Here is a 21,509-nt window from a genome sequence, read left to right as displayed (position 1 = left end):
ATGACCGAGCAGCGACCCGTCGTCCAGACGTACGCCGTCACCGGGATGACCTGCGAACACTGCGTCCGGGCGGTCACCGAGGAGCTGTCCGCCCTGCCCGGCGTCGAGGAGGTCCGGATCGATCTCGCCGCCGGCACGGCCACGGTCACCAGCGCCGCCCCGCTGCGCGTCGATTCCGTCCGTGCCGCCGTTGACGAGGCGGGCTACGAGCTGGCCTCCGGCGTTGCCTGAGTCACCGCCCCTCGCCGGCGCCGAAGCGCCACCGCCCGGCACCGACCTGCCGGCCGGGCCTGACGTGGCGGGGGCCGGGCCGGGCGGGTCGTCGCCCGGGGCCGACCTGGCGGGCTCCGCGGCCCGTGCCGGCGCGCCCGCCCCGAACGGGCCCGTCGGGGTGGACCTGGCGACGCTGCGGCTCGCCCTCGTGGTGGGCGGGCTGGTGCTCGCCGTGCTGCTCGGCTTCGGTCTCGGCCGGCTGAACCCGCCACCGGTTCCAGCCCGCACCGGGGCCGGGGCGGTGGCCGGGGAGCACACCCACGCCCCCGGCACCGGGGCGCACTCGCACGGCGGAGCCACCGTCACCCAGGGCGGCGACGGCGACGCGGCCGGCCTGTCGATCAGCTCGGGCGGCTACACGCTCGCCCCGTCGAGCGTGGAGTTCGCCCCCGGCAAGGCCGGTGAGCTGCGGTTCCAGATCAGGGACGAGCGGCGGCGGGCGGTCACCCGGTTCGCCGTCGTGCACGACAAGCCGATGCACCTCATCGTGGTGCGCCGCGACCTCACCGGCTACCAGCACCTGCACCCGACGATGGCCGCCGACGGCACCTGGTCGGTGCCGCTGACCCTGGCCCAACCGGGCGCCTGGCGGGCGTACGCGGACTTCACCGCGGTCGCCGACGACGGCCGGCAGACCGCCGTGGTCCTCGGCGCCGACCTGGCCGCGCCCGGCGGGTACGCGCCCCGGCCGCTGCCCGCCCCGGCCACCTCGACCACGGTCGACGGGTTCACCGTCGGCTACGCGGGCACCCCGGCGGTGGGGCAGTCGGTGCCGCTGCGGTTCCGGGTCACCGGATCCGACGGCGCGGCCGCGCCGCTGGAGCCCTACCTCGGCGCGTACGGCCACCTGGTCGCGCTCCGCGAGGGCGACCTCGGCTACCTGCACGTGCACCCCGAGCCGGTGCGGGACGGGGACGCGGTGACCTTCTGGCTGACCGCGCCCGGGCCGGGCCGCTACCGGATGTTCCTGGACTTCCAGGTCGGCGGCGTGGTGCGCACGGCCGCGTTCACCGTGACGGTGGCCTGAGCGACCCCTCAGCCCGCCCGGCGGACCGGGCGGCGGGCCAGGTAGCGGAGCAGGTCGCGGATGTGGTGCTTCTCCTCGGCGGGGACGTTCGGGTCGGCCAGCCGCTCCAGGATCACCCGGACGTCGGCCTCCACCGGGCCGTCCTCGGCGCCCCGGCGGCGCGGCACGGCGCCGGCGTCGGGCAGGCCCAGCGCGCGGAACGCGGCCGCCACCGGCAGGTCGAGGGCGGCGCAGAAGCCGCGCACCTTGGCCAGTTCGGGGTAGTCCTGCCAGTCGCCGGCCAGCCAGCGGAACACGGTCGACCGCCCCACCCCGGTGTGCGTGGCGAGATCGGTCACCGTCCAGCCGCGCTCCTCGCGGGCGTCATCGATGGCGCGTCGCACGAAGCGCGCGAAGGCCATCTGCGGCGAAACCTCTGCGGAGCCCATCTCCGGGGTCTGTCCCTTTCCGCCGGAGCACCCGACTCTGGGCCCCGAGCCTAGTACGCCCGCATGGATTAGTAACTGACTGATCGGTCGGAAGGTCCCGTAGGCGGGACCGCCAAGGGCATCGACACTTGTGAGCCGTCAACTAAACTCGACGCACCCGCTGAGCAGCGAATAGCCGACGACGAGGAGCAGCATGGCCGAGCCGGACCGTCCCGTGCCCCACCGTCCGGGCGCGATCAGCCTCTTCTTCGTGGCCAAGGCCGGCGTCTTCGCCCTCGGCTTCTGGATCTGGCTGCTGGTGCTGGCGGTGCTCGGCGATCCGGCGACCGGCGTGCACCTGATCGCCGCGACCGGGGCGATCACCACGACGCTGGCCGGCGTGGTGCTGGGCGTCCGGATGGCGCTCCAGCGCAACGCCGCCGTCCGGCACGCCGAGCTGAAACGCCTGCTGGTCGACATCTCGTGGAACGCCTTCGCCGCCGCCGGCAACAGCGACGAGTCGGGGACGGTGGTGCCGTTCCCGACCTTGTCGCAGGAGGCCGACCGGTCCACCAACCGGGGGCCCGGCGATCGGGTGCCCGCGTTCGAGCGGGGTGAGCGGAACCGGGGCGACCGCCGCCGCTAGGGGCGGTCGGCGACCAGCGTCTCCAGCCGGGGCGTCACGCCCCACTGGTCGACGAGCTGGCGATATTCGGCGCGCTGGTCGTCGGTCGGCGCGCTCCCGGTGCGCCGAGCCCGGATCAGCAGGTTGCGCGGGGTGTGCCGGGAGTCGACGAACTCCACCACCTCGGCGCGGTAGCCGTGCAGCCGGAGCAGGCCGGCGCGCAGCGCGTCGGTCAGCACGTCGGCGAACCGCTCGCGCAGGATGCCCTGCCGGGTGAGCAACTCGTACGGCGCCGGCGCGGGTCGGGCCCGGAGCTGGGCGGCCACGTCGTGGTGGCAGCACGGCGCGGCCAGCACCCAGCGGGCGCCCCAGCGCAGCGCGCGGGCCAGCGCCTCGTCGGTCGCCGTGTCGCAGGCGTGCAGCGCCAGCACCAGGTCCGGGGCCGGCTCGACCTGCGCGTCGGCGATGGTGCCGGCCACGAAGCTCACCCGGTCGGCCCAGCCCAGCCGCTCGGCCAGCTCGGTGTTGCGCCGGCGCTGGTCCTCGCGGACGTCCACCCCGACCAGCGTCACGTCCAGGCCCCGCTGCGTCAGGTAGCGGTGCGCCGCGAAGGTCAGGTAGGCGTTGCCGCAGCCCAGGTCCACCACGCGCAGCGGCCCGGTGAGGTCGTCCGGCAGGGTGGCCGCCAGCGCCCGGAGGAACGCGTCCACCTGGCGGCGCTTGGCCGCCGAGCCGCCGATCTCGGCGAAGATGGGGTCGCCCGGGTCGAGCAGCCAGTCCTTGGCCCGGTCGTGGCCCCCCGGCTCCGGCGCCGGCCGGCTCGCCGCCGCCCGGTGCACCTGCGCCTCGCCCGACTTGGTCACCCGGAGCTGGAGCGTGCTGTCGGCCGTCTCCACGTGCCAGTTGCCGAAGGGCTCGGCCAGCAGCGCGTCGACCGCCACGTCGGCCTCCGCGCCAGGGGCCACGTTCCGGGTGTACGGCCGGGCCCCGTCGGAGGTCGAGATCTGGAGCCGGGGGCCGCCCTTGAGGGTGACCGGACGCAGCTCGGCGCGGACCACCGAGGGACGCTGGCCGCGGCGACGCCCCGCGGCGACGGCCCGGGTCAGGGCGGGGTCGAGCAGCAGCGCCCGCACCTCGCTCAGCGCGGCGTCCAACGGTTCCGGCATGGCTTCCTCTTCCTCGACGGGCTCGGCCCAACGGCCGGGGTGGAACGGGGACGTCCCCCGCACCGGATGACCGGTACGGGGGACGTCGGATGTCTCGCGGGTCAGTCGGCGGTCGCCTCGGCCGGCGTACCGGTGCCACCGCCACCGCCACCACGGCGGCGCCGGCGGCGGCGCGGCTTGGCGGCCGACTCGCCCTCGACGGCCGAAGCGGCCGGTTCGGCGCCACCCTCGGTGGAGATCACCGCGGTGGGCTCGCCGGCGAGTGTCTCGCCGGCCCGGCGGCGCCGGCGGCGCGGGCTGCGGGTGCCCTCCTCGGCGGACGCCTCAGTGGCCGTGCGCTCACCGGCGGCGTCGCTGTCGCCACCCCGGCGGCGCTCCCGGCCCCGGCCGTCACCCCGGCTCTCGCCCCGGCTGTCGCCGCGCCGCGGGCCGCGCTCGCCGCGCCGCGACCGGCCACCGCCCAGGTCCTCCTCGGCCTCGGCCGACAGGCCGGCGCGGGTGCGCTCGGCGGTCGGCAGGGTGCCGCTGACGTCCCGGGAGATGTCCAGGTCGGTGTAGAGGTGCGCGGAGGTGTGGTAGGTCTCCGGCGGCTCGGGCATGTCGAGCCCGAGGGTCTTGTCGATGATCCGCCAGCGGGGCATGTCGTCCCAGTCGACGAAGGTCACCGCGACACCGGACGCCCCGGCCCGGCCGGTGCGGCCGATCCGGTGGGTGTAGGTGTCCTGGTCCTCGGGGCAGTCGTAGTTGATGACGTGGGTGACGCCGGTGACGTCGAGCCCGCGGGCCGCCACGTCGGTGGCGACCAGAATGTCGATCTTGCCGGCCCGGAACGCCCGCAGCGCCCGCTCCCGCGCGCCCTGACCCAGGTCGCCGTGGACGGCGGCGACCGCGAAACCGCGGAAGTCGAGGTCCTCGGCCACCCGGTCGGCGGCCCGCTTGGTCCGGGTGAAGATCATGGTCAGCCCGCGACCCTCCGCCTGGAGGATGCGCGCCACGATCTCGACCTTGTTCATCGAGTGGGTGCGGTAGACCAGCTGCTGGGTCTGCGGCGACGGGCCGGTCTCGGCGGTGTGCCCGGCGTGGATCGTCACCGGCCGGCGCAGGAAGCGCCGGGACAGCGCGACGATCGGGTCCGGCATGGTGGCCGAGAAGAGCATGGTCTGCCGGTCCTCCGGCAGCATCGCCAGGATCTTCTCGACGTCGTCCAGGAAGCCCAGGTCGAGCATCCGGTCGGCCTCGTCGAGCACCAGCGCGTGCACCCGGTCGAGCCGGAGGTGCTTCTGCTTGGCCAGGTCCAGCAGGCGGCCGGGGGTGCCGACCAGGATCTCGACGCCCTTGCGCAGCGCGTCGATCTGCGGCTCGTACGCGACGCCGCCGTAGATCGGCAGCACCCGGACGCCCCGGGTGCGGCCCGCGGCGTCGAGGTCCTTGGCGACCTGGAGGCCCAGCTCGCGGGTGGGGACGACGACCAGTGCCTGCGGCACGCCGTCGCTGCCCTCGGAGGGCGCGAACACGCGCTCCAGCAGCGGGATGCCGAAGCCGAGGGTCTTGCCGGTGCCGGTCGGCGCCTGGCCGATCAGGTCGACGCCGCGCAGCCCGATCGGCAGCGCGTACTCCTGGATGGCGAAGGCGCGGGTGATGCCGGCGGCGGCCAGTGCCTCGACGGTCTCCTGACGGGCGCCGAGCTCGGCGAATGTGGGAGCTTCCGGACGGACCGGAGCGGTGGGGGCCAGTTCGTGGCCCTGAATCTGCTCGCTCATATGGATTTGGGGGTGCCCTCTCGTGGTGCGCCCCGTCATGTCCTCAGGGCGCGATCGGTATTGCGCGGGCCACACGGTCGGGGGCGGTTACGCCGAGCCGGACCGGGCCGCACGCGCGCCGGGGACCGGTGCTGATCAGCTGAGCTGAACGAATCGGTGCCCACGGCAACTGTGTCATCCTACCTGAACCGCATCGGGGCCGTCCTGATTCCAGGTGGCCGCATCGCCCCCGGGAGCGATCGGTGTGACCTGGGTCACTGGAAGGCCGCTCTTGCGCCCGGGCGGTAGCCTGCGCTCGTGTCCGCCCCCGACCCCGCCCTGGTCGACCTGCTGGGCCTCGTCGCCTACGGCGAACTGCTCGCCTTCGACCGGCTGGCCGCCGACGCCCGCCTCGCCCCCGACCTGCGCCGCCGGGCCGCACTGAGCGAGATGGCCGCCGCCGAGATCGCGCACTACCGGTGGATCGCCGACCGGATCACCGCGCTCGGCGTGACCCCCGACGAGGCCATGGCCCCCTACGTCGAGGCGTTGCAGGCGTACCACGACTCGACCGAGCCGAAGGACTGGCCGGAGGCGGTGACCAAGGCGTACGTGGGCGACGCCATCACCGACGACTTCCTCCGGGGGATCGCCGGCGGCCTCGACGGGCCGGACCGGCGGCTGATCCTCGACGTGCTCCACGACTCGCGGTACGCCGAGTTCGCCGCCATCGAGATCCGCGCCGCCATCGAGGCCGAACCCCGGGTGGCCAACCGGCTCTCCATGTGGGCCCGGCGGCTGGTCGGTGAAGCGCTCTCCCAGGCGGGCCGGGTCGCCGCCGCCGACCGGGGCGCGCTCACCGCGCTGATCTCCCGGGAGGGCGTGGACGTGCCGGCGCTGTTCCGCCGGCTGACCGACGCGCACACCGCCCGGATGACCGCCGCGGGGCTGAACAACTGACGCCGGGCGCCGCCGTGACGGGCTTCCCGCCACGGCGGGCCGGCCGGGGATGACAGCCCGCGAAGGCGGGCGGCCGGGGATCAGCGGACGGTGAACCCGACCGCGCGGGGCGAGGCCTCCGCGATCTCGACGTAGGCGACCTTCGTGATCGGCACGATGACCCGCCGGCCCTTCTCGTCGGTCAGGGAGAGGGCACCCTCACCCTTGGCGACGGCGTCGGTCACGATCTGCTCGATCTCGGCCGGCGACTGCGCGCTCTCCAGGACCAGCTCCCGCGGCGCGTACTGCACGCCGATCTTGACCTCCACTGTGCCTCCTCAACTGGGGCGAAAAAGCCACCGTGGGAAGGCTATCCGATCTGGCGGCCCGATGTTCAGGCTGACTCACCTTGCAGCGGGAAGCTGGCGATGCCCCGCCAGGACAGGGCCGCGACCAGCGCTTCGGCCTCCGCCTTGGGCACCTGGCGGCCGCCGGCCAGCCAGAACTGGGCGGCGGTCTCGGCCGCGCCGACCAGGCCGGAGGCGAGCAGCTCGGCGTGCGCCCGGCTCACGCCGGTGTCCGAGATGATGGTGTCGGTGATCGCCGCGATGCAGCCCTGCTCGACCCGCTCCACCCGCTGCCGCACGGCCGGGTCGTTGCGCAGGTCCGACTCGAAGACCAGCCGGAACGCCTCGCTCTCGTGGTCGACGAAGTCGAAGTACGCGCGCACCGAGGCGCCGACCCGCTCCTTGTTGTCGTTGGTGCCGCGCATCGCGTCGTGCACCTTCGCCACGATGGCGTCGCAGTGCGTGTCCAGAAGCGCCAGGTAGAGCTCCATCTTGCCCGGGAAGTGCTGGTAGAGCACGGGCTTGGAGACTCCCGCCCGCTCGGCGATGTCGTCCATCGCGGCGGCGTGGTAGCCCTGCGCGACGAACACCTCCTGAGCGGCCGCGAGCAGCTGCTTGCGGCGCGCCGAGCGGGGCAGTCGGGTGGGCCGGCCGGCGGTCTGCGCACCGTTCCCCACAGCGGTCATGGGAACCTCCGAGTTTCTCTGTACGAGCCGGCACTTATCACCCGAACCGGTCCGGGTTCGTGAACCCGTCGCGGAATTGGCCCGCCGCTGTAACTTATCGCCACTGTCACCACACGGTAGCCTCAGCGGGGGCGACCAAGGAGCGCGCGGTGAGTGAATCAGGGCAACCCGGAGCCGCCACCCCGGGAGAGCACGGCGACGGCACGGGTCAGCAGGACGACCTTGCCCGCGCCGGCAGCGGGTGGGCGCCCCCGGCGACCGGCTGGGCCCGGGGCGCGCAGGCACCCGGTGGCTGGCCCCGCGCCGACCTCACCACCGGTTGGGGCGCCTCGTCCCCCCGGCACGGCGACCTCCCGGCCCCGCTGCCCGGGCTGACCGCCGAGGAGCCGCCGGCGCGCGTCAACGGCCGCCACGTCAACGGCGTGCAGCACGCCGGGGAGGAGTCGCCCGTGACCCGCCAGGCGCCGGTGAGTGCCCCGCCCGCGGACGAGCCGCGCCGGGATACCGACGGCGACCGGCTCATCGTGCCGACCCAGCGGCCGGCACCCGCGGTCGAGCAGCCGACCGCCGAGGCGGACTCCGGCGGCTCCCGGCACGCCTCCGACGACCCGCCGGCCGGGCGCGCCGCGCGCTGGGCGTCGGAGAGTGGCCCGACCTCGGCGCCGCCGGCCCTCCAGGTGCCGCCGGTCGGCGCCGCCGCCTCCGGCTTCGAGGTGCCCCCCGGCTTCCACGCCCCGAGCGCCGAGCGGTCCGAACCCGCCCCGTCGCTCTCCCGCGGCTGGGCCGACCGCCTCCCGCCGGAGCAGCCCCCGACCGAGCCGCCGCCGGCCGCCGGCCGGGCCGACCACTTCCCGCCCGAACAGCCCGCGGCCGAGGCGCCGTCGCTCTCCCGGGGCTGGGCCGACCGGCCCACCTCGGCCCCGCCCGCCGGTGCCGCGGAGGAGCGCCGGCCGATGGCCGAGCCGCCGCGCGCCGCGGCTGACGACCGGGGCGCCGGGCCGGCCGGGGAACCGCCGTGGTCCGGCCCGGCCTGGAACCGCCCGAGCTGGGGCGGGGGCTGGGCGCCGCCGTGGGGGCGCGAGGACGAGCCGGTCGGCCGCCGCGCCGCCCGCGAGGAGTGGGCGCCCGAGCCGTCCCGGCCGTACGAGCCGGCCCGGGTCGAGCCGCCCGCCGGCTACGACCCGCCGCGGCCGGAGCCGGTCCGCCCCTACGAGCCGGTCCGGGCCGAGTCGCCCGCGGGCTACGAGGCGCCGCGCCCCGAGCCGTCCCGGCCGTACGAGGTGCCGGAGTCCCGCCCGGGGCGCGAGCCGACCGCCCGGGAGATCTCCGATCGGCCCACCTGGGCCGGGCCGCCCGTGCCGGTGACCCCGTTCAGCGCACCCCCGCACACCACACCGACCAGCGCACCGCCCGTGCCCCGCGAGGCACCCACCGGCCCGCCGCCCGCCGGCTACCCGCCCGCGCCGGCCGTCCGCGCCGCCGAGGAGCGGGAGGGCAGGCCGTACCGGCTGCCGGGCGGGACGGAGCGGTCGCCCGCCGAGCCGTCCGGCCCACCGCCCGCCACCGGCGGCGTGGCCCCCGTCGCCCCCGCCCCCACCCCGACGAGCGCACCTCCCTACGCGGCCCGCCGGTCCGCCCCGGAGTCGCCGCCGGCCGCCGAGGCGGCCGAGCTCACCCCGGTGCTGCCGCAGCGCGTCCCCGCCGAGCCGGATGTGCCCGTCGTGCCGGAGCCGCCCGCCGTGGAACCGCCCGCCGAGACCCCGGAACTTGCCCGCATCGCCACCCACCTGCGCCGGGACGACGAACCCGCGCCGCTGCGCGAGCGGCCGGAGGGCTTCGACGTCAACGCGATCCTCGACGCCGTCCGCGAGGTGGCCGGCGTCCGGGACGCGGCGCTGCGCCGCACCCCGGCCGGGGCGCACAGCCTCCGGCTGGACCTCGCCGACGGCGCGGACCCGGCCGAGGTGAGCCGGATGGTCGCCCGGCTGCTCCAGGAGCGGATGGGGCTGGCCGCCGCCCCGCAGAACCTGCCCGGCGCTCCGCCGACCCCGCCGCCCCCGGTCCGTCGTCGGTCGGCCCAGCCGCGCGCCGACCGTCCCGCCGAGCCCCGCCCGACCGAGGACCGGCCGGACCCGGCGCGGTCCGGCCCGCAGTCCCGTCCGGCGGAGGACGTGCCGGGCCAGGCGTGGTCGGCTTCGCAGTCCCGTCCGGCGGAGGACGTGCCGGGCCAGGCGTGGTCGGCTTCGCAGTCCCGTCCGGCGGAGGACGTGCCGGGACCGGCGTGGTCGGCTTCGCAGTCCCGCCCGGCCGAGGACGTGCCCGGCCTGGCCTGGTCGGCCCCACCGTCCCGCCCGGCGGAGGACCCGGCCGGCCCGAGGTCCGGCCCGGCGGAGGATCTGACCGGCCCGCAGTCCCGACCGGCCGGGGAGCCGGCCGGTCCGAGGTCCGGCCCGAACCGGCCGGCCGAGAACCGGTCCGGGGAGGGTCGGTTCGCGGCGCCCGAGGCGCGCGCCGGCCGGCTCGCCGAGGCGCCGGCCGAGGGCGCCGACGCCGGGGTCGAGCCGCCGCGCCGCCGCCGGCAGGCCAGCGGCCACCGGGGCCGGGCCACGGTGGAGGAGTCCTCGCTCGCCACCGCCCCGGCCGGCACGTCCACCGGCAGCCCGGCCACCCTCGGCACCTCGTACTCCGGCGGGCAGATGAGCACGACGGAGACCGCGCCGTCGCGACCGCTGGACACCGGCGGCCTGCCGGGGCCCCGGGTGGTGATCGACCACGTCCAGGTGAGCACCTTCGGCCTCGACGCCACCGTGGAGGTCCGCCTGATCGCCGGGGACCGGACGGCGGAGGGCCACTCGACCGGGCCGGCCGTCGACGGCTACGTGCTGCGCCTCTGCGCGGTGGCCGCGGCCGCCGCGGTGGACGAACTGCTCGACCAGGCCGCGCCGGCCGGTGAGCGGGGGCGGTGCTTCGTCGAGCACACCGCCGTGGTGCCGTTCGGCAACTGCGAGGTGGCGACCGTCGTGGTGCTGCTGGTCTGCGACGGCTGGGTGGAGCAGTTGGCCGGGTCGGCGCTGGTCGCCGGGGATCCCCGGCAGGCCGTGGTCCGGGCCACCCTGGCCGCGGTGAACCGCCGGCTGGAGGCGCTGCTCGCCTGACCCGGTGTCGGGCCGGGCCGGTCCGGGAAGACTGGAGCCATGAAGCCCGCCGCCCTCTGGCCGGAGCACCTCCTGCCCGCGCACCACGTTCCGCCGCCCTGGCCCGGCCGGAACGTCCGTCTGAACGGCACGGTGACGTACGTGCGGGACACCCCGGCCACGGCACCCGGCGCCGAGCCGGCGCTCTACGTGCACGGCCTCGGCGGCTCGTCGCAGAACTGGACGGACCTGGCCGGCCTGCTCGCCGACCGCCTCGACGGCCAGGCGATCGACCTGCCGGGTTTCGGGCGCAGCGAACCGGGCCAGCGCTACACGGTGCCGTCCTTCGCCGACCGGGTGGTCCGCTGGATCGAGCACAGCGGCCGGGGGCCGGTGCACCTGTTCGGCAACTCGCTCGGCGGCGCCGTCTCGGTCCGCGTGGCGGCGCTGCGGCCGGACCTGGTCCGGACGCTGACCCTGATCTCCCCGGCCCTGCCGTTCCTGGACTTTCGGCGCTCGTTGCAGGGGCGGATGCTGCCGCTGCTGGCGATCCCCCGGGGCGAGCGGCTGGCCGCCCGGCGGCTGGCCCAGCTCGCCCCCGAGGTGATGGCCCAGCAGGTGATGGAGGCGTGTATCGCCGACCTGACCCGGATCAGCGACCAGCGCCGGCGGGAGGCAGTCGAGGAGATCCGGATCCGCTACGAGGCGACCCACTACGCCGCCGCCTACGTCCGCACCTTCCGTGGCCTGGTCTCCAGCTTCCTGCGGTCGTACCTGCCCGGTTCCGGGTCGCTGTGGCGGCTGGCGGCGGCGGTGCGGGTGCCGACTCTGGTGGTGGGCGGGCGGCAGGACCGCCTGGTCGACGTGCGGGTGGCGCCGCAGGCCGCCCGGGTGATCCCGGACAGCCGCCTGCTGTTGCTCGACGGCGTCGGGCACGTGGCCCAGTTGGAGGTGCCCCGGACCGTGGCGCGGGCGGTGCTGGCGCTGCTCGCCGAGGCGTCCCCCGGCGGGTCGCCGCCAGGTGGGGAGCGGACGGAGGTGCAGGCCAGGGCGCTGATCACCGAAACGGAGGAGAGCGGGCGGCGCCGCGACATGGCAGGCTGAGCCGGATGCCCACCTCCGTCCGTCCGCGTGCCGCGCGGCCCACCGCCCCGCCCGCCGGCCGCTGGCGTTCCGCCGTCGTGGTCTGCGCCTTCCTCGTCGCCGCCGCGGTCGGCATCGGGGTCGCGCTCCAACTCCCGTCGGTCGGGGCCGAGGCGTTGATCAGTGCCGGCTCGGCGGCCCAGCCGCCCCTGCCGACCGGCGCGCCGCCGGCTCCGTCTCCGTCTGTGTCGCCGGATCCGGATCCCGTGCCGAACACGCCGGTGGCGCCGGTGCTGCAGATGCCCGGCCCGGTGCCCGCGCACGGCCGGGGGACCTTCGGCTACGACGACCGGGCCGGCGGGGTGCTGGGCCGGGCCGGGGTGCTGCGTCGGTTCCGGGTGGCGGTGGAGAACGGCTCCGGGGAGGACGCGCACGCCTTCGGTGACGCCGTGCAGCGGGCGCTGGCGGGGCCGGGGAGCTGGGTGGACGGTGGTCAGCTGCGGTTGCAGCGGGTCGGGCCGGGCAGTCGGTCGGATTTCACGATCTACCTGGCCACCCGGGACACCGCCGGCCGGCTCTGCCGCGCCGGAGGCATCGACATCCGGGTGGGCGGGGTGCCGTACACGTCCTGCCGGGTGACCGGCAAGGTGGTGATCAACCTGGACCGGTGGCGGACCTCGGCGCCGCACCTGGTCGCGGCGAAGCTCCCGCTGGACACCTACCGGCTCTACGTCATCAACCACGAGGTCGGTCACCAGCTGGGACATCACCACGAGGCCTGCCCGGCGAAGGGCCGGGCGGCGCCGGTGATGCAGCAGCAGACGCTCTTCCTGAACGGCTGCCGGCCGAACCCGTGGCCGTACGTGGGCGGGCAGCGGTACACCGGTCCGCCGGTGTGAAAGACCTGATCGTGGCGATGAGAAGTATTCCGCAGGAGAAGCGGTGAAAGTTACTAATTGCCCGAATTGCCATGGCACGCTGGGGGCATGACGTCGTCGTCCCCTTACGACCCGCCTGACGATCCCCACCCGTTCCGGCTCGACTTCGACCGCCCGCCGGCCCACCCGGGAACCGCCCTACCGGCGCGCCCCGGCCTGCGCCGGATGCGCCGCCGCCGGCGGCGGGCCGTGCTGCTCCTGGTGGCGCTGCTCGTCGCGGGCGCCGGCGCGGTCGGGGTGATCCGGCTGGCCGGGCCGGACGGTCCGGCGCGCCTGTCCGGCCTGCACCCGCTGTCCGCCGCCGACCCGTCGCTGGCCAACGGCGCCGGCGCCGGGCCCCGAACCGAGGCGAGCGGGTACCCCACCGCCGGCCCCGGCAGCTTCGCCGCCGCCGACGGCCGCTCGCCGGTACACGGCCACGACGGCCCGCTGCGCCGCTACCGGGTGGAGGTCGAGCAGGGCGCCGGTCAGGACGCGGACGAGTTCGCCGCCACGGTGGACGCGGTGCTCGGCGACCCGCGCAGCTGGATCGCCTCCGGCGAGCTGCGGGTGCAGCGGGTGCCCGAGGTGGGCGCCGCCGACTTCACCATCTACCTGGCCACCCCGGCCACCTCGGAGCGGATGTGCGCCGAGGGCGGGCTGAGCACCGAGCGGTACACCTCCTGCCGGCTCCCCGGCCGGGTCGTCATCAACCTGGCCCGCTGGATGGAGGCGGTGCCCGACTACGGCGCCCCGCTGGACGTCTACCGGACCTACGTCGTGAACCACGAGGTCGGGCACGAATTCGGCGAGCTGCACCAGGCCTGCCCCGGGCCCGGCGCGCCGGCCCCGGTGATGCAGCAGCAGACGTACGGGCTGGACGGCTGCGTGGCGAACGCCTGGCCGTACGTCGACGGGGTCCGCTACGAGGGTGAGCCGACCGACGGCGTCTGAGTTATTCCCGCTCCCGCATGTCGGGCGACGTGGCCCTCATCATGGCCGATCCCTACCGGGGCGAGTGACAATGGCGCGGTCCCACCGCCGATCCCGGGGAGTCCACCGTGTCGTTGCCCCCGCTCGTCGAGCCCGCCGCCGAGCTGACCGTAGACGAGATCCGTCGCTACTCCCGCCACCTGATCATCCCGGACGTCGGGGTCGAGGGGCAGAAGCGGCTGAAGAACGCCCGGGTGCTCTGCGTCGGCGCCGGTGGCCTCGGCTCGCCGGCCCTGATGTACCTCGCCGCCGCCGGTGTCGGCACCCTCGGCATCATCGACTTCGACACCGTCGACGAGTCCAACCTCCAGCGCCAGATCATCCACGGCGTCTCCGACGTCGGCCGTTCCAAGGCCGAGTCCGCCGCCGCCTCGATCCGCGAGATCAACCCGCTGGTCAACGTGGAGATCCACAACACCGCGCTGGACCGGGACAACGTCCGGGAGATCTTCTCCGGCTACGACCTGATCGTCGACGGCACCGACAACTTCGCCACCCGCTACATGGTCAACGACGCGGCGGTGCTGCTCGGCAAGCCGTACGTCTGGGGTTCGATCTACCGGTTCGACGGCCAGGCGTCGGTGTTCTGGGCCGAGCACGGTCCCTGCTACCGCTGCCTCTACCCGGAGCCGCCGCCGCCCGGCATGGTCCCGTCCTGCGCCGAGGGTGGCGTGCTGGGCGTGCTCTGCGCGTCCATCGGGTCGATCCAGGTGAACGAGGCGATCAAGCTGCTCGCCGGCATCGGTGAGCCGCTGGTCGGCCGGCTGATGGTCTACGACGCCCTGGAGATGAGCTACCGCAAGATCAAGGTCCGCAAGGACCCGAACTGCGTGCTCTGCGGCGAGAACCCGACGGTCACCGACCTGTTGGAGGACTACGAGGACTTCTGCGGCGCGGTCTCCGACGAGGCGCAGGAGGCGGTGGTCGACTCGACCATCACCGCGCTGGAGCTGAAGGAGTGGCAGGACGCCGGCAAGGACATCTTCCTGATCGACGTCCGCGAGCCGGCCGAGTACGAGATCGTCCGGATCCCCGGCGCCACCCTGATCCCCAAGGGCGAGATCATCTCGGGCGAGGCGCTCGCGAAGCTCCCGCAGGACAAGCAGATCGTGCTGCACTGCAAGTCCGGCGTCCGCTCCGCCGAGGCGCTCGCCGCGCTCAAGGCGGCCGGCTTCTCCGACGCCGTGCACGTCCAGGGCGGCGTGCTGTCCTGGATCAAGCAGATCGACCCGGCGCTGCCGGCCTACTGAGGCCACTCGCGTCGAAGGGCCCTCCCGGGTGTGCCGGGAGGGCCCTTCGCGTACCGCCGGTGGGCCGGGCCACCCCTGGCCGAGCTACCGAGGCGTAACCACGTTTGCGCCGGTAGCGTGACCGGCGTGGTGGATCTGGACGCGGCGATCGGCTTCGTCGTGGCGCACGGCGACGCGGTGGACCGCGCCCGCCTCTCCCGGCTGCGCACCGGCACCCCGGTGCCGCCCGACCTGCTCGACGCGGCCGAGTCCGGGCAGGCGGCCGGCGGCGGCTGGCCCGCGGTGCTCGACGGCGAGGTCGCCTCGGTCGACGCCACCTGCTACCGCCTGGCCGAGCTGGACGACCTCGGGGCGCTGGGCCGCCCCGCCGCCCGCCACGCCCTGGACTGGCTGGCCGCCCGCCAGCTCGCCGACGGCGGCTGGGACGAGGACCCGTCGCTGGCCGGGTTCGCTCCCGAGTGGGCCACACCGGGCGACCCGGAGGCCCGGCTCTTCCTCACCGCCAACGCCGGGTTCTGGCTCACCGTGGCCGGGCTGGACGCCCGCGCCGCCGGCCCGCTCGACCACCGGGTCGGCGGGGCGTACGCCGGCGTGGTGCAGGCGGCGGCCCAGGCGCTCGCCGCGCAGCTCGCGCCGGACGGCAGCTGGCCGTCGTTCCTGCCGGCCGGCTGGCTCGCCGCGGCCGTGCTGCACCGCCAGCAGCTCTACTACGAGTCCGCCCGCATCCAGGCGGTGCTGGCCGAGCGCATCCCGCGGATGTCCCCGGCCGACGTGGCCTGGCTCGCCGCCACGCTGCGTCGGGTCGACGTGGGCGAGGAGCAGTGGCTGCTGGTCTCGGCCCGGCGGCGGCTGGCCGAGACGCAGCGCAGCGACGGCGGCTGGGACAGCGACGACGGCCACCAGTTCGACGTGCACACCACGCTGCGGGCGATCCGGGCCTGCCGCCCGACCACCCCGGAGGCGCCGGTCTCCGGCGCGCCGTTCGTCGCGCCGCAGCCGGCCGCGCCGCCGCTCGTACCGGCGCCGCGCCCGGCGCCGGTGTCCGACCTGATCCTGCCGCCCGTCGTCCCGTTGCCGAGGCCGGCCCCGCCGTCCGCTCCGCCACCGGAGTCGGCGCCGCCCGAGCCGGCCTCGCCCACCGCCTGAGCCGGCCCGGCGGCCGGCCCGCTCAGCGCAGGTGGCCGTCGCCGGTGACGACGTACTTGGTGCTGGTCAGCTCGGGCAGCCCCATCGGGCCGCGGGCGTGCAGCTTCTGCGTGGAGATGCCGATCTCGGCGCCGAAGCCGAACTCGCCCCCGTCGGTGAACCGGGTGGAGGCGTTCACCATCACCGCCGCCGCGTCCACCCGGGCCACGAACTCGCGGGCCGCCGGCTGGGAGTCGGTGACGATCGCCTCGGTGTGCCCGGTGCCGTGCCGCCGGATGTGCGCGACCGCCGCGTCCAGCGAGTCGACCACGGCGACCGAGATGTCGGCGGAGAGGTATTCGGTGTCGAAGTCCTCCTCGGTGGCCGGCACCACCGCGTCCGAGTACGCGGCCACCCGCGCGTCGCCGTGCACGGTCACCCCGGCGTCGGCGAAGGCGGCCAGCACGGCCGGCAGGAAGGCGTCCGCGACACCCGCGTGCACCAGCAGGGACTCGGCCGTGTTGCAGGTGGACAGGCGCTGCGTCTTGGAGTTCAGGGTGACCGCCACGGCCTTGGCCAGGTCGGCGGCGGCGTCCACGTAGACGTGGCAGTTGCCCACCCCGGTTTCGATCACCGGCACGGTCGACTCCTCGACCACGGCTCGGATGAGCGACGCCCCGCCGCGCGGGATCAGCACGTCGACCAGGCCCCGGGCGCGCATCAGCTCCTTCACCGAGTCGCGGGTGCTGGCGTCGAGGAGTTGCACCGCGTCGGCCGGCAGGCCGGCCTCGGCGACCGCGTCGCGGAGCACCGCGACCAGGGCGGCGTTGGAGTGCGCCGCCGAGGAGGAGCCGCGCAGGAGCGCGGCGTTGCCGGACTTCAGGCAGATCCCGGCCGCGTCGACGGTCACGTTGGGGCGGCCCTCGTAGATGATGCCGACCACCCCGAACGGCACCCGGACCTGGCGCAGCTCCAGCCCGTTGGGCAGGGTCGCGCCGCGGACCACCTCGCCGACCGGGTCGGGCAGCGCGGCCATCTGCCGCAGCGCGTCGGCGATCCCGGCCACCCGGCCCTCGTCGAGGGCCAGCCGGTCCAGCACGGCCCCGCTCAGCCCGGCCTCCCGCCCGGCCGCCAGGTCCGCCGCGTTCGCGGTCAGGATCTCGCCGGTACGCGCCACCAGCGCGTCGGCCATCGCGTGCAGCGCGGCGTCCTTGACCGTACGGGTGGCGACCGCCAGGGCCTCCGCCGCGCCCCGGGCCCGGCGGGCCTGCTCGACCACGCTCATTGCGCACTCCTTGAAGTGTTAGGAGGGGCCTCCTGTACAACGCCAGGCGTTAACAGGGGGCCCGTGCTTACAGCAGGACGAGGTCGTCGCGGTGGACGACCTCCCGTTCGTACGCCGGGCCGAGCGCCGCGGCGAGTTCCGAGGTGGAGCGGCCGAGCAGCCCGGGCAGCTCGACCGCGTCGTAGTTCACCAGCCCGCGGGCGACCGGCGCGCCCTGGGTGTCGACCAGGTCCACCGGGTCCCCGGCGGTGAACGCGCCGTCGACCGCGGTGATCCCGGCCGGGAGCAGGGACTTGCGCCGGCCGACCACGGCCTGCACCGCGCCCGGGTCGAGGTGCAGCCGGCCGCGCGGCGCGGTGGCGTGCGCCAGCCAGAAGAGTCGGGCGGCCGGGCGCCGGCTGCTCGGGTGGAAGAAGGTGCCGACCGGCTCGCCGGCCAGCGCCGGCCCGGCGAGCGGCGCGGCGGTGAGCACCACCGGGATGCCGAAGCCGGTGGCGATCCGGGCCGCCTCGACCTTGGTGACCATGCCGCCGGTGCCCACCCCGGTCCGGCCGGCGCCACCGATGTCGACGCCGGCCAGGTCGCCCTCGCCGTGCACCTCGGTGATCCGGGTGCTGCCGGCGCGGGTCGGGTCGCCGGTCCAGAGCGCGTCCACGTCCGACAGCAGCACCAGCAGGTCGGCGTCGACCAGGGCGGCGACCAGCGCGGCGAGCCGGTCGTTGTCGCCGAACCGGATCTCCTCGGTGGCGACGGTGTCGTTCTCGTTGACGATCGGCACGGCCCGCAGGTCGAGCAGCTTGCGCAGGGTCCGGTACGCGTTGCGGTAGTGCGCCCGCCGGGTCACGTCGTCGACGGTGAGCAGCACCTGCCCGACGGTCAGCCGGTGCCGGGCGAAGGCCGCCGCGTACCGGCCGATCAGGAGGCCCTGCCCGACGCTGGCGGCGGCCTGCTGGGTGGCCAGGTCGCGGGGGCGCCGGGGCAGCCCGAGCGGGGCCAGGCCGGCGGCGATCGCGCCGGAGGAGACCAGCACGACTTCGCGCCCCGCGGCGGCCAGCGCGCCGAGCGTGTCGACCAGCGCGTCGACCCGGGTGTCGTCCAGGCCGCCCGCCGGGGTGGTCAGCGAGGACGAGCCGATCTTGACGACGATCCGGCGGGCCGAGGTGACTGCTTCGCGCACCGGACCATTCTGCGCGCTGCGGTCCGCCGCACCTCGGCGCGTTCCCATATCGTGGCAGCCCGTGACACCTGACGAGTACGTCGAGGCGGTGCTGGACCTGGTCGAGCGGATCCCGCCGGGCCGGGTGATGTCGTACGGGGCGGTGGCCGACGCCCTCGCCGAGCGGTCGGGGCGGGCCTCGGCCCGGCTGGTCGGCTCGATCATGGCCCGGCACGGTGGCGGAGTCCCGTGGCACCGGGTGGTGAACTCGGCCGGCCGGCTGCCACCGGGGCACGAGGTGGAGGCGCGGGCCCGGCTGCGTGCCGAGGGCTGCCCGCTGCGCCCCGCCGGGGTGGACATGGCGGCGGCCTGGTCGCCCGACAAGGGGATGTGACCGCCGACATAACGTGAGTAGCATTCGGCTCCATGACAGGAACGGGCGGGAGCCTGCCTCGCCGGGTGCGCGCCGGATACGCGCTGGGCTCGCTGGTCACCGGGGCGTTCGGCACGGTGCCGGGGCTGCTCCTGCTGCCGTACCTCACCGACACGCTGGGCGTCGCGGCCGGGGTGGCCGCCCTGCTGGTGCTCCTGCCGAAGGCGTGGGACGTGCTGGTGAACCCGGTCGCCGGGCGGATCTCCGACCGGACCCGGTCCCGCTGGGGCGCGCGCCGGCCCTGGCTGCTCGGCGGCGGGCTGGCGCTGGCCCCGCTCTTCGCCTCGATCTTCGCGGCGCCGTTCGGTTCCGGGCCGGCCGCCGGGACGTACGTGGCGCTGGCGTTCCTGGCCACCGCGACCGCGTTCGCCTTCTTCCAGGTGCCCTACGTGGCCATGCCGGCCGAGCTGACCGACGACCCGGCGGAGCGTACCCGGCTGATGAGCTGGCGGATCGCCGTGCTGGCGCTGGCCATCCTGGTCTCCGGCGCGGTGGCCCCGGCCGTGGTGACCGCCGGCGGCGACGGCGTGCCCGGGCACCGCTGGATGGGTCTGTTCGTGGCCGCGCTAATCGTGGCCGGCACGGTCGGCGCGTTCCTCGGCACCCGGTCCGCGCCGACCGGCGCGGTGGGGGAGAGCGAGCCCAGCCTGCGCGCCCAGCTCGCGGTCGCCGGCCGGAACCGGCCGTTCCGGGTGCTGCTGGTCTGCTTCGTGATCCAGTCCGCCGGCGTGGCGACCGTGCTGGCCGGGGTGAAGTACTTCGCCGACCAGGTGCTCCGCGCCCCGGACAGCGGGCCGACCCTCCTCTTCGCCTGCTTCGTCGGCCCGGCGCTGCTGGTCATGCCGCTGTGGACCCGGGCCGGCGCCCGGCTGGGCAAGCGCGCCGCGCTGGTCGCCGCCTCGCTGATCTTCGCGGCCGGCGCGCTGGCCCTGGTCGCCGCCCCCGCGCTCCCGGCCGCCGGGGTCTACGCCGTGGTCGCCCTGATCGGCGTCGGCTACGCCGGCCAGCAGGTCTTCGCGCTGGCCATGCTGCCGGACTGCATCGCCTACGACACCGCCCGCACCGGGCGGCGGCAGGCCGGCGTGTTCACCGGGCTGTGGACCGCCGGGGAGACCTTCGGCCTGGCCCTCGGCCCCGGCATCTACGGCCTGGTCCTCCAGTTCTCCGGCTACGTCTCCTCGTCGACCGGAGTGGCGGCCACCCAGTCGGCGACCGCCCGGCTCGGCGTGCTGCTCGGCTTCACCGTCCTGCCGGCCCTGCTGGTCGCCGCCCCGGTGGTGCTGCTGCGCGGCTACACCCTGACCGCCGCCCAGTTGGCCGCCGCCCCCACCCCCGGCGGGGTCGCGCCGGCGGCGCGGGCGTGAGGCAGGCGTACCCGTCCGCCCGGCCGGCGCCTGCCGCGGACCGTCACGAGAGGAACAACCCGAGACCGATGAGCGACACGGCAGGGACGGGCGCGCTGCCCGTCGAGGGGGTGCCCGCGGCGCGGGTGCTCGACGAGATCCGGGCCCTGCGGGCGGCCGACCGCCCGACGCACGGCGGGCGGCTGTTCGCCTACGTCTACGACCCCGGGGTGGCCGGGCTGGACGAGCTGGCGCAGGCCGCGCACGCCGAGAGCGCCCACGTCAACGGCCTGGACCCGACCGCCTTTCCGTCCCTGCTGGCCATGGAGAACGCGCTGGTCGGGGCGGTCGCCCGACTGCTCGGCGGCGGCCCCGGCACGTCCGCGCCGGACGTGGTCGGCAGCGTCACCAGCGGCGGCACCGAGTCGCTGATCCTGGCCGTCAAGGCGGCCCGGGACGCCCGGCCCGACCTCGCCGACCCGCGCATCGTGGTGCCGGTCAGCGGCCACGCCGCCTTCGCCAAGGCGGCCCACTACCTGCGCGTGGCCCTCGACCCGGTGCCGGTCGACCCGGTGACCCTGCGCCCGGCCGTCGCCGACGTGGCCGCCGCGATCCGGCCGGAAACCGTGCTGGTCGTGGCCTCCGCCCCGTCGTACGCGCACGGCGTGGTCGACCCGGTGGCGGAGATCGCGGCCGAGGCGGCGGCGGCCGGGGTGCGCTGCCACGTGGACGCCTGCTTCGGCGGCTGGACACTGCCCTGGCTGCGCCGGCTCGGCGCGCCGGTGCCCCCGTTCGACTTCGCCGTGCCCGGGGTCACCTCGATCTCGGTCGACCTGCACAAGTACGCGTACGCCCCGAAGGGCGTGTCGGTGCTGCTGCACCGCGATGCGGGGCTGCGCGCACCGCAGTTCTTCGCGTACGCCGACTGGCCCGGCTACACGATGGTCAACCCGGTGATCGCCTCCACCCGGTCGGGCGGGCCGATCGCCGCCGCGTACGCGACCCTGCGGCACCTCGGCGAGGACGGCTACCTGCGGCTGGCCGCGGTGACCCGGGACGCGGTCGCCGGGCTGGCCGACGCGGTCCGCGCGGTCGACGGGCTGCGGCTGCTGGCCGAGCCGGAGTCGACGGTGGTCTGCTTCACGTCCGACGACCCGGGGCTGGACCTGTTCGTGCTGGTGGACGAGCTGACCGCCCGGGGCTGGCACACCCAGCCGCAGCTCGCGTACGCCGGCCTGCCGGCCAGCGTGCACCTCACGGTGACCGCGGCGGTGGCCCCGCGGGTGGCCGAGTTCGGCCCGGCGCTGGCCGAGGCGGCGGCGGCGGCCCGGGCGGCCGGGCCGGTCGTGCTGCCGCCGGAGCTGCTGGCGCTCGCCGGCAGCCTCACCCCGGAGGCGCTCACCCCGGACCTGATCGCCGGGCTCGCCGCCGGCCTCGGACTCGGCACGGGAGCCGCGCCGGACCGGATGGCGGCGGTGAACACCCTGCTCCAGGTGGCCCCGGTCCGGCTGCGGGAGCGGCTGCTCGTGGAGTTCGTCGGGCTGCTCCAGCGCCCGACCTGGTGAGCACGACGAGGGCCCG

The 21,509-nt window shown here is 76.0% G+C and carries 19 protein-coding genes and 1 pseudogene; 13 read left to right on the top strand and 7 right to left on the bottom strand.

What is annotated here, in order from left to right; genetic code table 11:
• Positions 1-231, top strand: coding sequence for a heavy-metal-associated domain-containing protein (locus ACFYPD_RS03180; RefSeq protein ID WP_387108169.1), 231 nt, complete (start codon positions 1-3; stop codon positions 229-231).
• On the top strand, positions 224-1,300 hold the full coding sequence (locus ACFYPD_RS03175; protein ID WP_387108167.1) for a hypothetical protein: 1,077 nt from the start codon (positions 224-226) through the stop codon (positions 1,298-1,300). Before ACFYPD_RS03180 ends, ACFYPD_RS03175 begins: the two co-directional genes overlap by 8 nt.
• A gap of 8 nt (positions 1,301-1,308) precedes the next feature.
• Here the strand turns inward: ACFYPD_RS03175 and ACFYPD_RS03170 are convergent, their stop codons facing one another.
• Positions 1,309-1,728 carry a helix-turn-helix domain-containing protein gene (locus ACFYPD_RS03170; protein WP_151465319.1) on the bottom strand — a complete coding sequence of 140 codons (420 nt, stop codon included), beginning with the start codon at positions 1,726-1,728 and terminating at the stop codon, positions 1,309-1,311.
• Positions 1,729-1,921: 193 nt separating this feature from the next.
• Here ACFYPD_RS03170 and ACFYPD_RS03165 point away from each other — a divergent pair, with 193 nt between their 5' ends.
• Entirely contained in the window at positions 1,922-2,353 is a 432-nt protein-coding gene (locus ACFYPD_RS03165) for a hypothetical protein (RefSeq protein WP_387108165.1), read from the top strand.
• Here ACFYPD_RS03165 and ACFYPD_RS03160 read toward each other — a convergent pair.
• A complete protein-coding gene (locus ACFYPD_RS03160; protein WP_387108162.1) occupies positions 2,350-3,498 on the bottom strand; it encodes a class I SAM-dependent methyltransferase in 1,149 nt (382 codons plus the stop codon). The two genes, ACFYPD_RS03165 and ACFYPD_RS03160, sit on opposite strands and share 4 nt — an antisense overlap.
• A gap of 101 nt (positions 3,499-3,599) precedes the next feature.
• On the bottom strand, positions 3,600-5,258 hold the full coding sequence (locus tag ACFYPD_RS03155) for a DEAD/DEAH box helicase (protein WP_387108160.1): 1,659 nt from the start codon (positions 5,256-5,258) through the stop codon (positions 3,600-3,602).
• A 297-nt stretch (positions 5,259-5,555) separates the two neighbouring features.
• On the opposite strand from ACFYPD_RS03155, the gene ACFYPD_RS03150 reads away from it, so the two are divergent.
• Positions 5,556-6,197, top strand: coding sequence for a ferritin-like fold-containing protein (locus ACFYPD_RS03150; protein ID WP_387108158.1), 642 nt, complete (start codon positions 5,556-5,558; stop codon positions 6,195-6,197).
• Between the two features lie 80 nt (positions 6,198-6,277).
• On the opposite strand, the gene ACFYPD_RS03145 is transcribed toward ACFYPD_RS03150, so the two are convergent.
• Together ACFYPD_RS03145 and ACFYPD_RS03140 are read right to left on the bottom strand one after the other, a co-directional pair.
• A complete protein-coding gene (locus tag ACFYPD_RS03145; protein WP_262282993.1) occupies positions 6,278-6,505 on the bottom strand; it encodes a DUF3107 domain-containing protein in 228 nt (75 codons plus the stop codon).
• 65 nt (positions 6,506-6,570) lie between these two features.
• Entirely contained in the window at positions 6,571-7,209 is a 639-nt protein-coding gene (locus ACFYPD_RS03140; protein WP_074472473.1) for a TetR/AcrR family transcriptional regulator, read from the bottom strand.
• Between the two features lie 149 nt (positions 7,210-7,358).
• Here ACFYPD_RS03140 and ACFYPD_RS03135 point away from each other — a divergent pair, with 149 nt between their 5' ends.
• From ACFYPD_RS03135 to ACFYPD_RS03110, 6 genes and pseudogenes are all read left to right on the top strand, one after another.
• Entirely contained in the window at positions 7,359-10,364 is a 3,006-nt protein-coding gene (locus ACFYPD_RS03135) for a hypothetical protein (RefSeq protein ID WP_387108155.1), read from the top strand.
• Between the two features lie 39 nt (positions 10,365-10,403).
• A complete protein-coding gene (locus ACFYPD_RS03130) occupies positions 10,404-11,447 on the top strand; it encodes an alpha/beta fold hydrolase (RefSeq protein WP_387108152.1) in 1,044 nt (347 codons plus the stop codon).
• Positions 11,448-11,452: 5 nt separating this feature from the next.
• Positions 11,453-12,325: a DUF3152 domain-containing protein gene (locus ACFYPD_RS03125; RefSeq protein WP_387108149.1), complete on the top strand. Its 873-nt coding sequence runs from the start codon at positions 11,453-11,455 to the stop codon at positions 12,323-12,325.
• Positions 12,326-12,412: 87 nt separating this feature from the next.
• A complete protein-coding gene (locus tag ACFYPD_RS03120; protein WP_387108146.1) occupies positions 12,413-13,297 on the top strand; it encodes a DUF3152 domain-containing protein in 885 nt (294 codons plus the stop codon).
• Positions 13,298-13,404: 107 nt separating this feature from the next.
• Positions 13,405-14,586 (top strand): adenylyltransferase/sulfurtransferase MoeZ, encoded by a 1,182-nt coding sequence (gene moeZ / locus ACFYPD_RS03115; RefSeq protein WP_387108143.1) that lies wholly within the window; start codon positions 13,405-13,407, stop codon positions 14,584-14,586.
• Positions 14,587-14,661: 75 nt separating this feature from the next.
• A pseudogene (locus ACFYPD_RS03110) lies at positions 14,662-15,531 on the top strand (hypothetical protein); the annotation flags it as partial.
• 223 nt (positions 15,532-15,754) lie between these two features.
• Here ACFYPD_RS03110 and ACFYPD_RS03105 read toward each other — a convergent pair.
• Positions 15,755-16,996, bottom strand: coding sequence for a glutamate-5-semialdehyde dehydrogenase (locus ACFYPD_RS03105; RefSeq protein ID WP_387108140.1), 1,242 nt, complete (start codon positions 16,994-16,996; stop codon positions 15,755-15,757).
• Positions 16,997-17,063: 67 nt separating this feature from the next.
• Positions 17,064-18,221, bottom strand: coding sequence for a glutamate 5-kinase (gene proB, locus ACFYPD_RS03100; RefSeq protein ID WP_387108137.1), 1,158 nt, complete (start codon positions 18,219-18,221; stop codon positions 17,064-17,066).
• Between the two features lie 13 nt (positions 18,222-18,234).
• On the opposite strand from proB, the gene ACFYPD_RS03095 reads away from it, so the two are divergent.
• The 3 genes from ACFYPD_RS03095 (at position 18,235) to ACFYPD_RS03085 (ending at position 21,493) form a co-directional block, all read left to right on the top strand.
• Positions 18,235-18,546: an MGMT family protein gene (locus ACFYPD_RS03095; RefSeq protein ID WP_387108135.1), complete on the top strand. Its 312-nt coding sequence runs from the start codon at positions 18,235-18,237 to the stop codon at positions 18,544-18,546.
• Between the two features lie 32 nt (positions 18,547-18,578).
• A complete protein-coding gene (locus ACFYPD_RS03090) occupies positions 18,579-19,949 on the top strand; it encodes an MFS transporter (protein WP_387108133.1) in 1,371 nt (456 codons plus the stop codon).
• A gap of 68 nt (positions 19,950-20,017) precedes the next feature.
• Complete coding sequence (locus ACFYPD_RS03085) at positions 20,018-21,493, top strand: pyridoxal phosphate-dependent decarboxylase family protein (protein ID WP_387108130.1); 1,476 nt, start codon at positions 20,018-20,020, stop codon at positions 21,491-21,493.
• The last annotated feature ends 16 nt before the right edge of the window (positions 21,494-21,509 follow it).

Source organism: Micromonospora sp. NPDC005299 (genome assembly GCF_042872345.1).
In the GTDB taxonomy this organism is placed as follows: domain Bacteria; phylum Actinomycetota; class Actinomycetes; order Mycobacteriales; family Micromonosporaceae; genus Micromonospora.
This window is presented reverse-complemented; position numbering and strand designations above follow the sequence as displayed.

Excerpts from the sequence above, each read along its gene's own strand:
- ACFYPD_RS03180 (WP_387108169.1), top strand. The coding sequence starts at position 1 with ATGACCGAGCAGCGACCCGTCGTCCAGACGTACGCCGTCACCGGGATG.
- ACFYPD_RS03170 (WP_151465319.1), bottom strand. The coding sequence starts at position 1,728 with ATGGGCTCCGCAGAGGTTTCGCCGCAGATGGCCTTCGCGCGCTTCGTG.
- ACFYPD_RS03165 (WP_387108165.1), top strand. The coding sequence starts at position 1,922 with ATGGCCGAGCCGGACCGTCCCGTGCCCCACCGTCCGGGCGCGATCAGC.
- ACFYPD_RS03160 (WP_387108162.1), bottom strand. The coding sequence starts at position 3,498 with ATGCCGGAACCGTTGGACGCCGCGCTGAGCGAGGTGCGGGCGCTGCTG.
- ACFYPD_RS03155 (WP_387108160.1), bottom strand. The coding sequence starts at position 5,258 with ATGAGCGAGCAGATTCAGGGCCACGAACTGGCCCCCACCGCTCCGGTC.
- ACFYPD_RS03140 (WP_074472473.1), bottom strand. The coding sequence starts at position 7,209 with ATGACCGCTGTGGGGAACGGTGCGCAGACCGCCGGCCGGCCCACCCGA.
- ACFYPD_RS03130 (WP_387108152.1), top strand. The coding sequence starts at position 10,404 with ATGAAGCCCGCCGCCCTCTGGCCGGAGCACCTCCTGCCCGCGCACCAC.
- ACFYPD_RS03125 (WP_387108149.1), top strand. The coding sequence starts at position 11,453 with ATGCCCACCTCCGTCCGTCCGCGTGCCGCGCGGCCCACCGCCCCGCCC.
- ACFYPD_RS03120 (WP_387108146.1), top strand. The coding sequence starts at position 12,413 with ATGACGTCGTCGTCCCCTTACGACCCGCCTGACGATCCCCACCCGTTC.
- ACFYPD_RS03105 (WP_387108140.1), bottom strand. The coding sequence starts at position 16,996 with ATGAGCGTGGTCGAGCAGGCCCGCCGGGCCCGGGGCGCGGCGGAGGCC.
- proB (WP_387108137.1), bottom strand. The coding sequence starts at position 18,221 with ATGGGAACGCGCCGAGGTGCGGCGGACCGCAGCGCGCAGAATGGTCCG.
- ACFYPD_RS03090 (WP_387108133.1), top strand. The coding sequence starts at position 18,579 with ATGACAGGAACGGGCGGGAGCCTGCCTCGCCGGGTGCGCGCCGGATAC.
- ACFYPD_RS03085 (WP_387108130.1), top strand. The coding sequence starts at position 20,018 with ATGAGCGACACGGCAGGGACGGGCGCGCTGCCCGTCGAGGGGGTGCCC.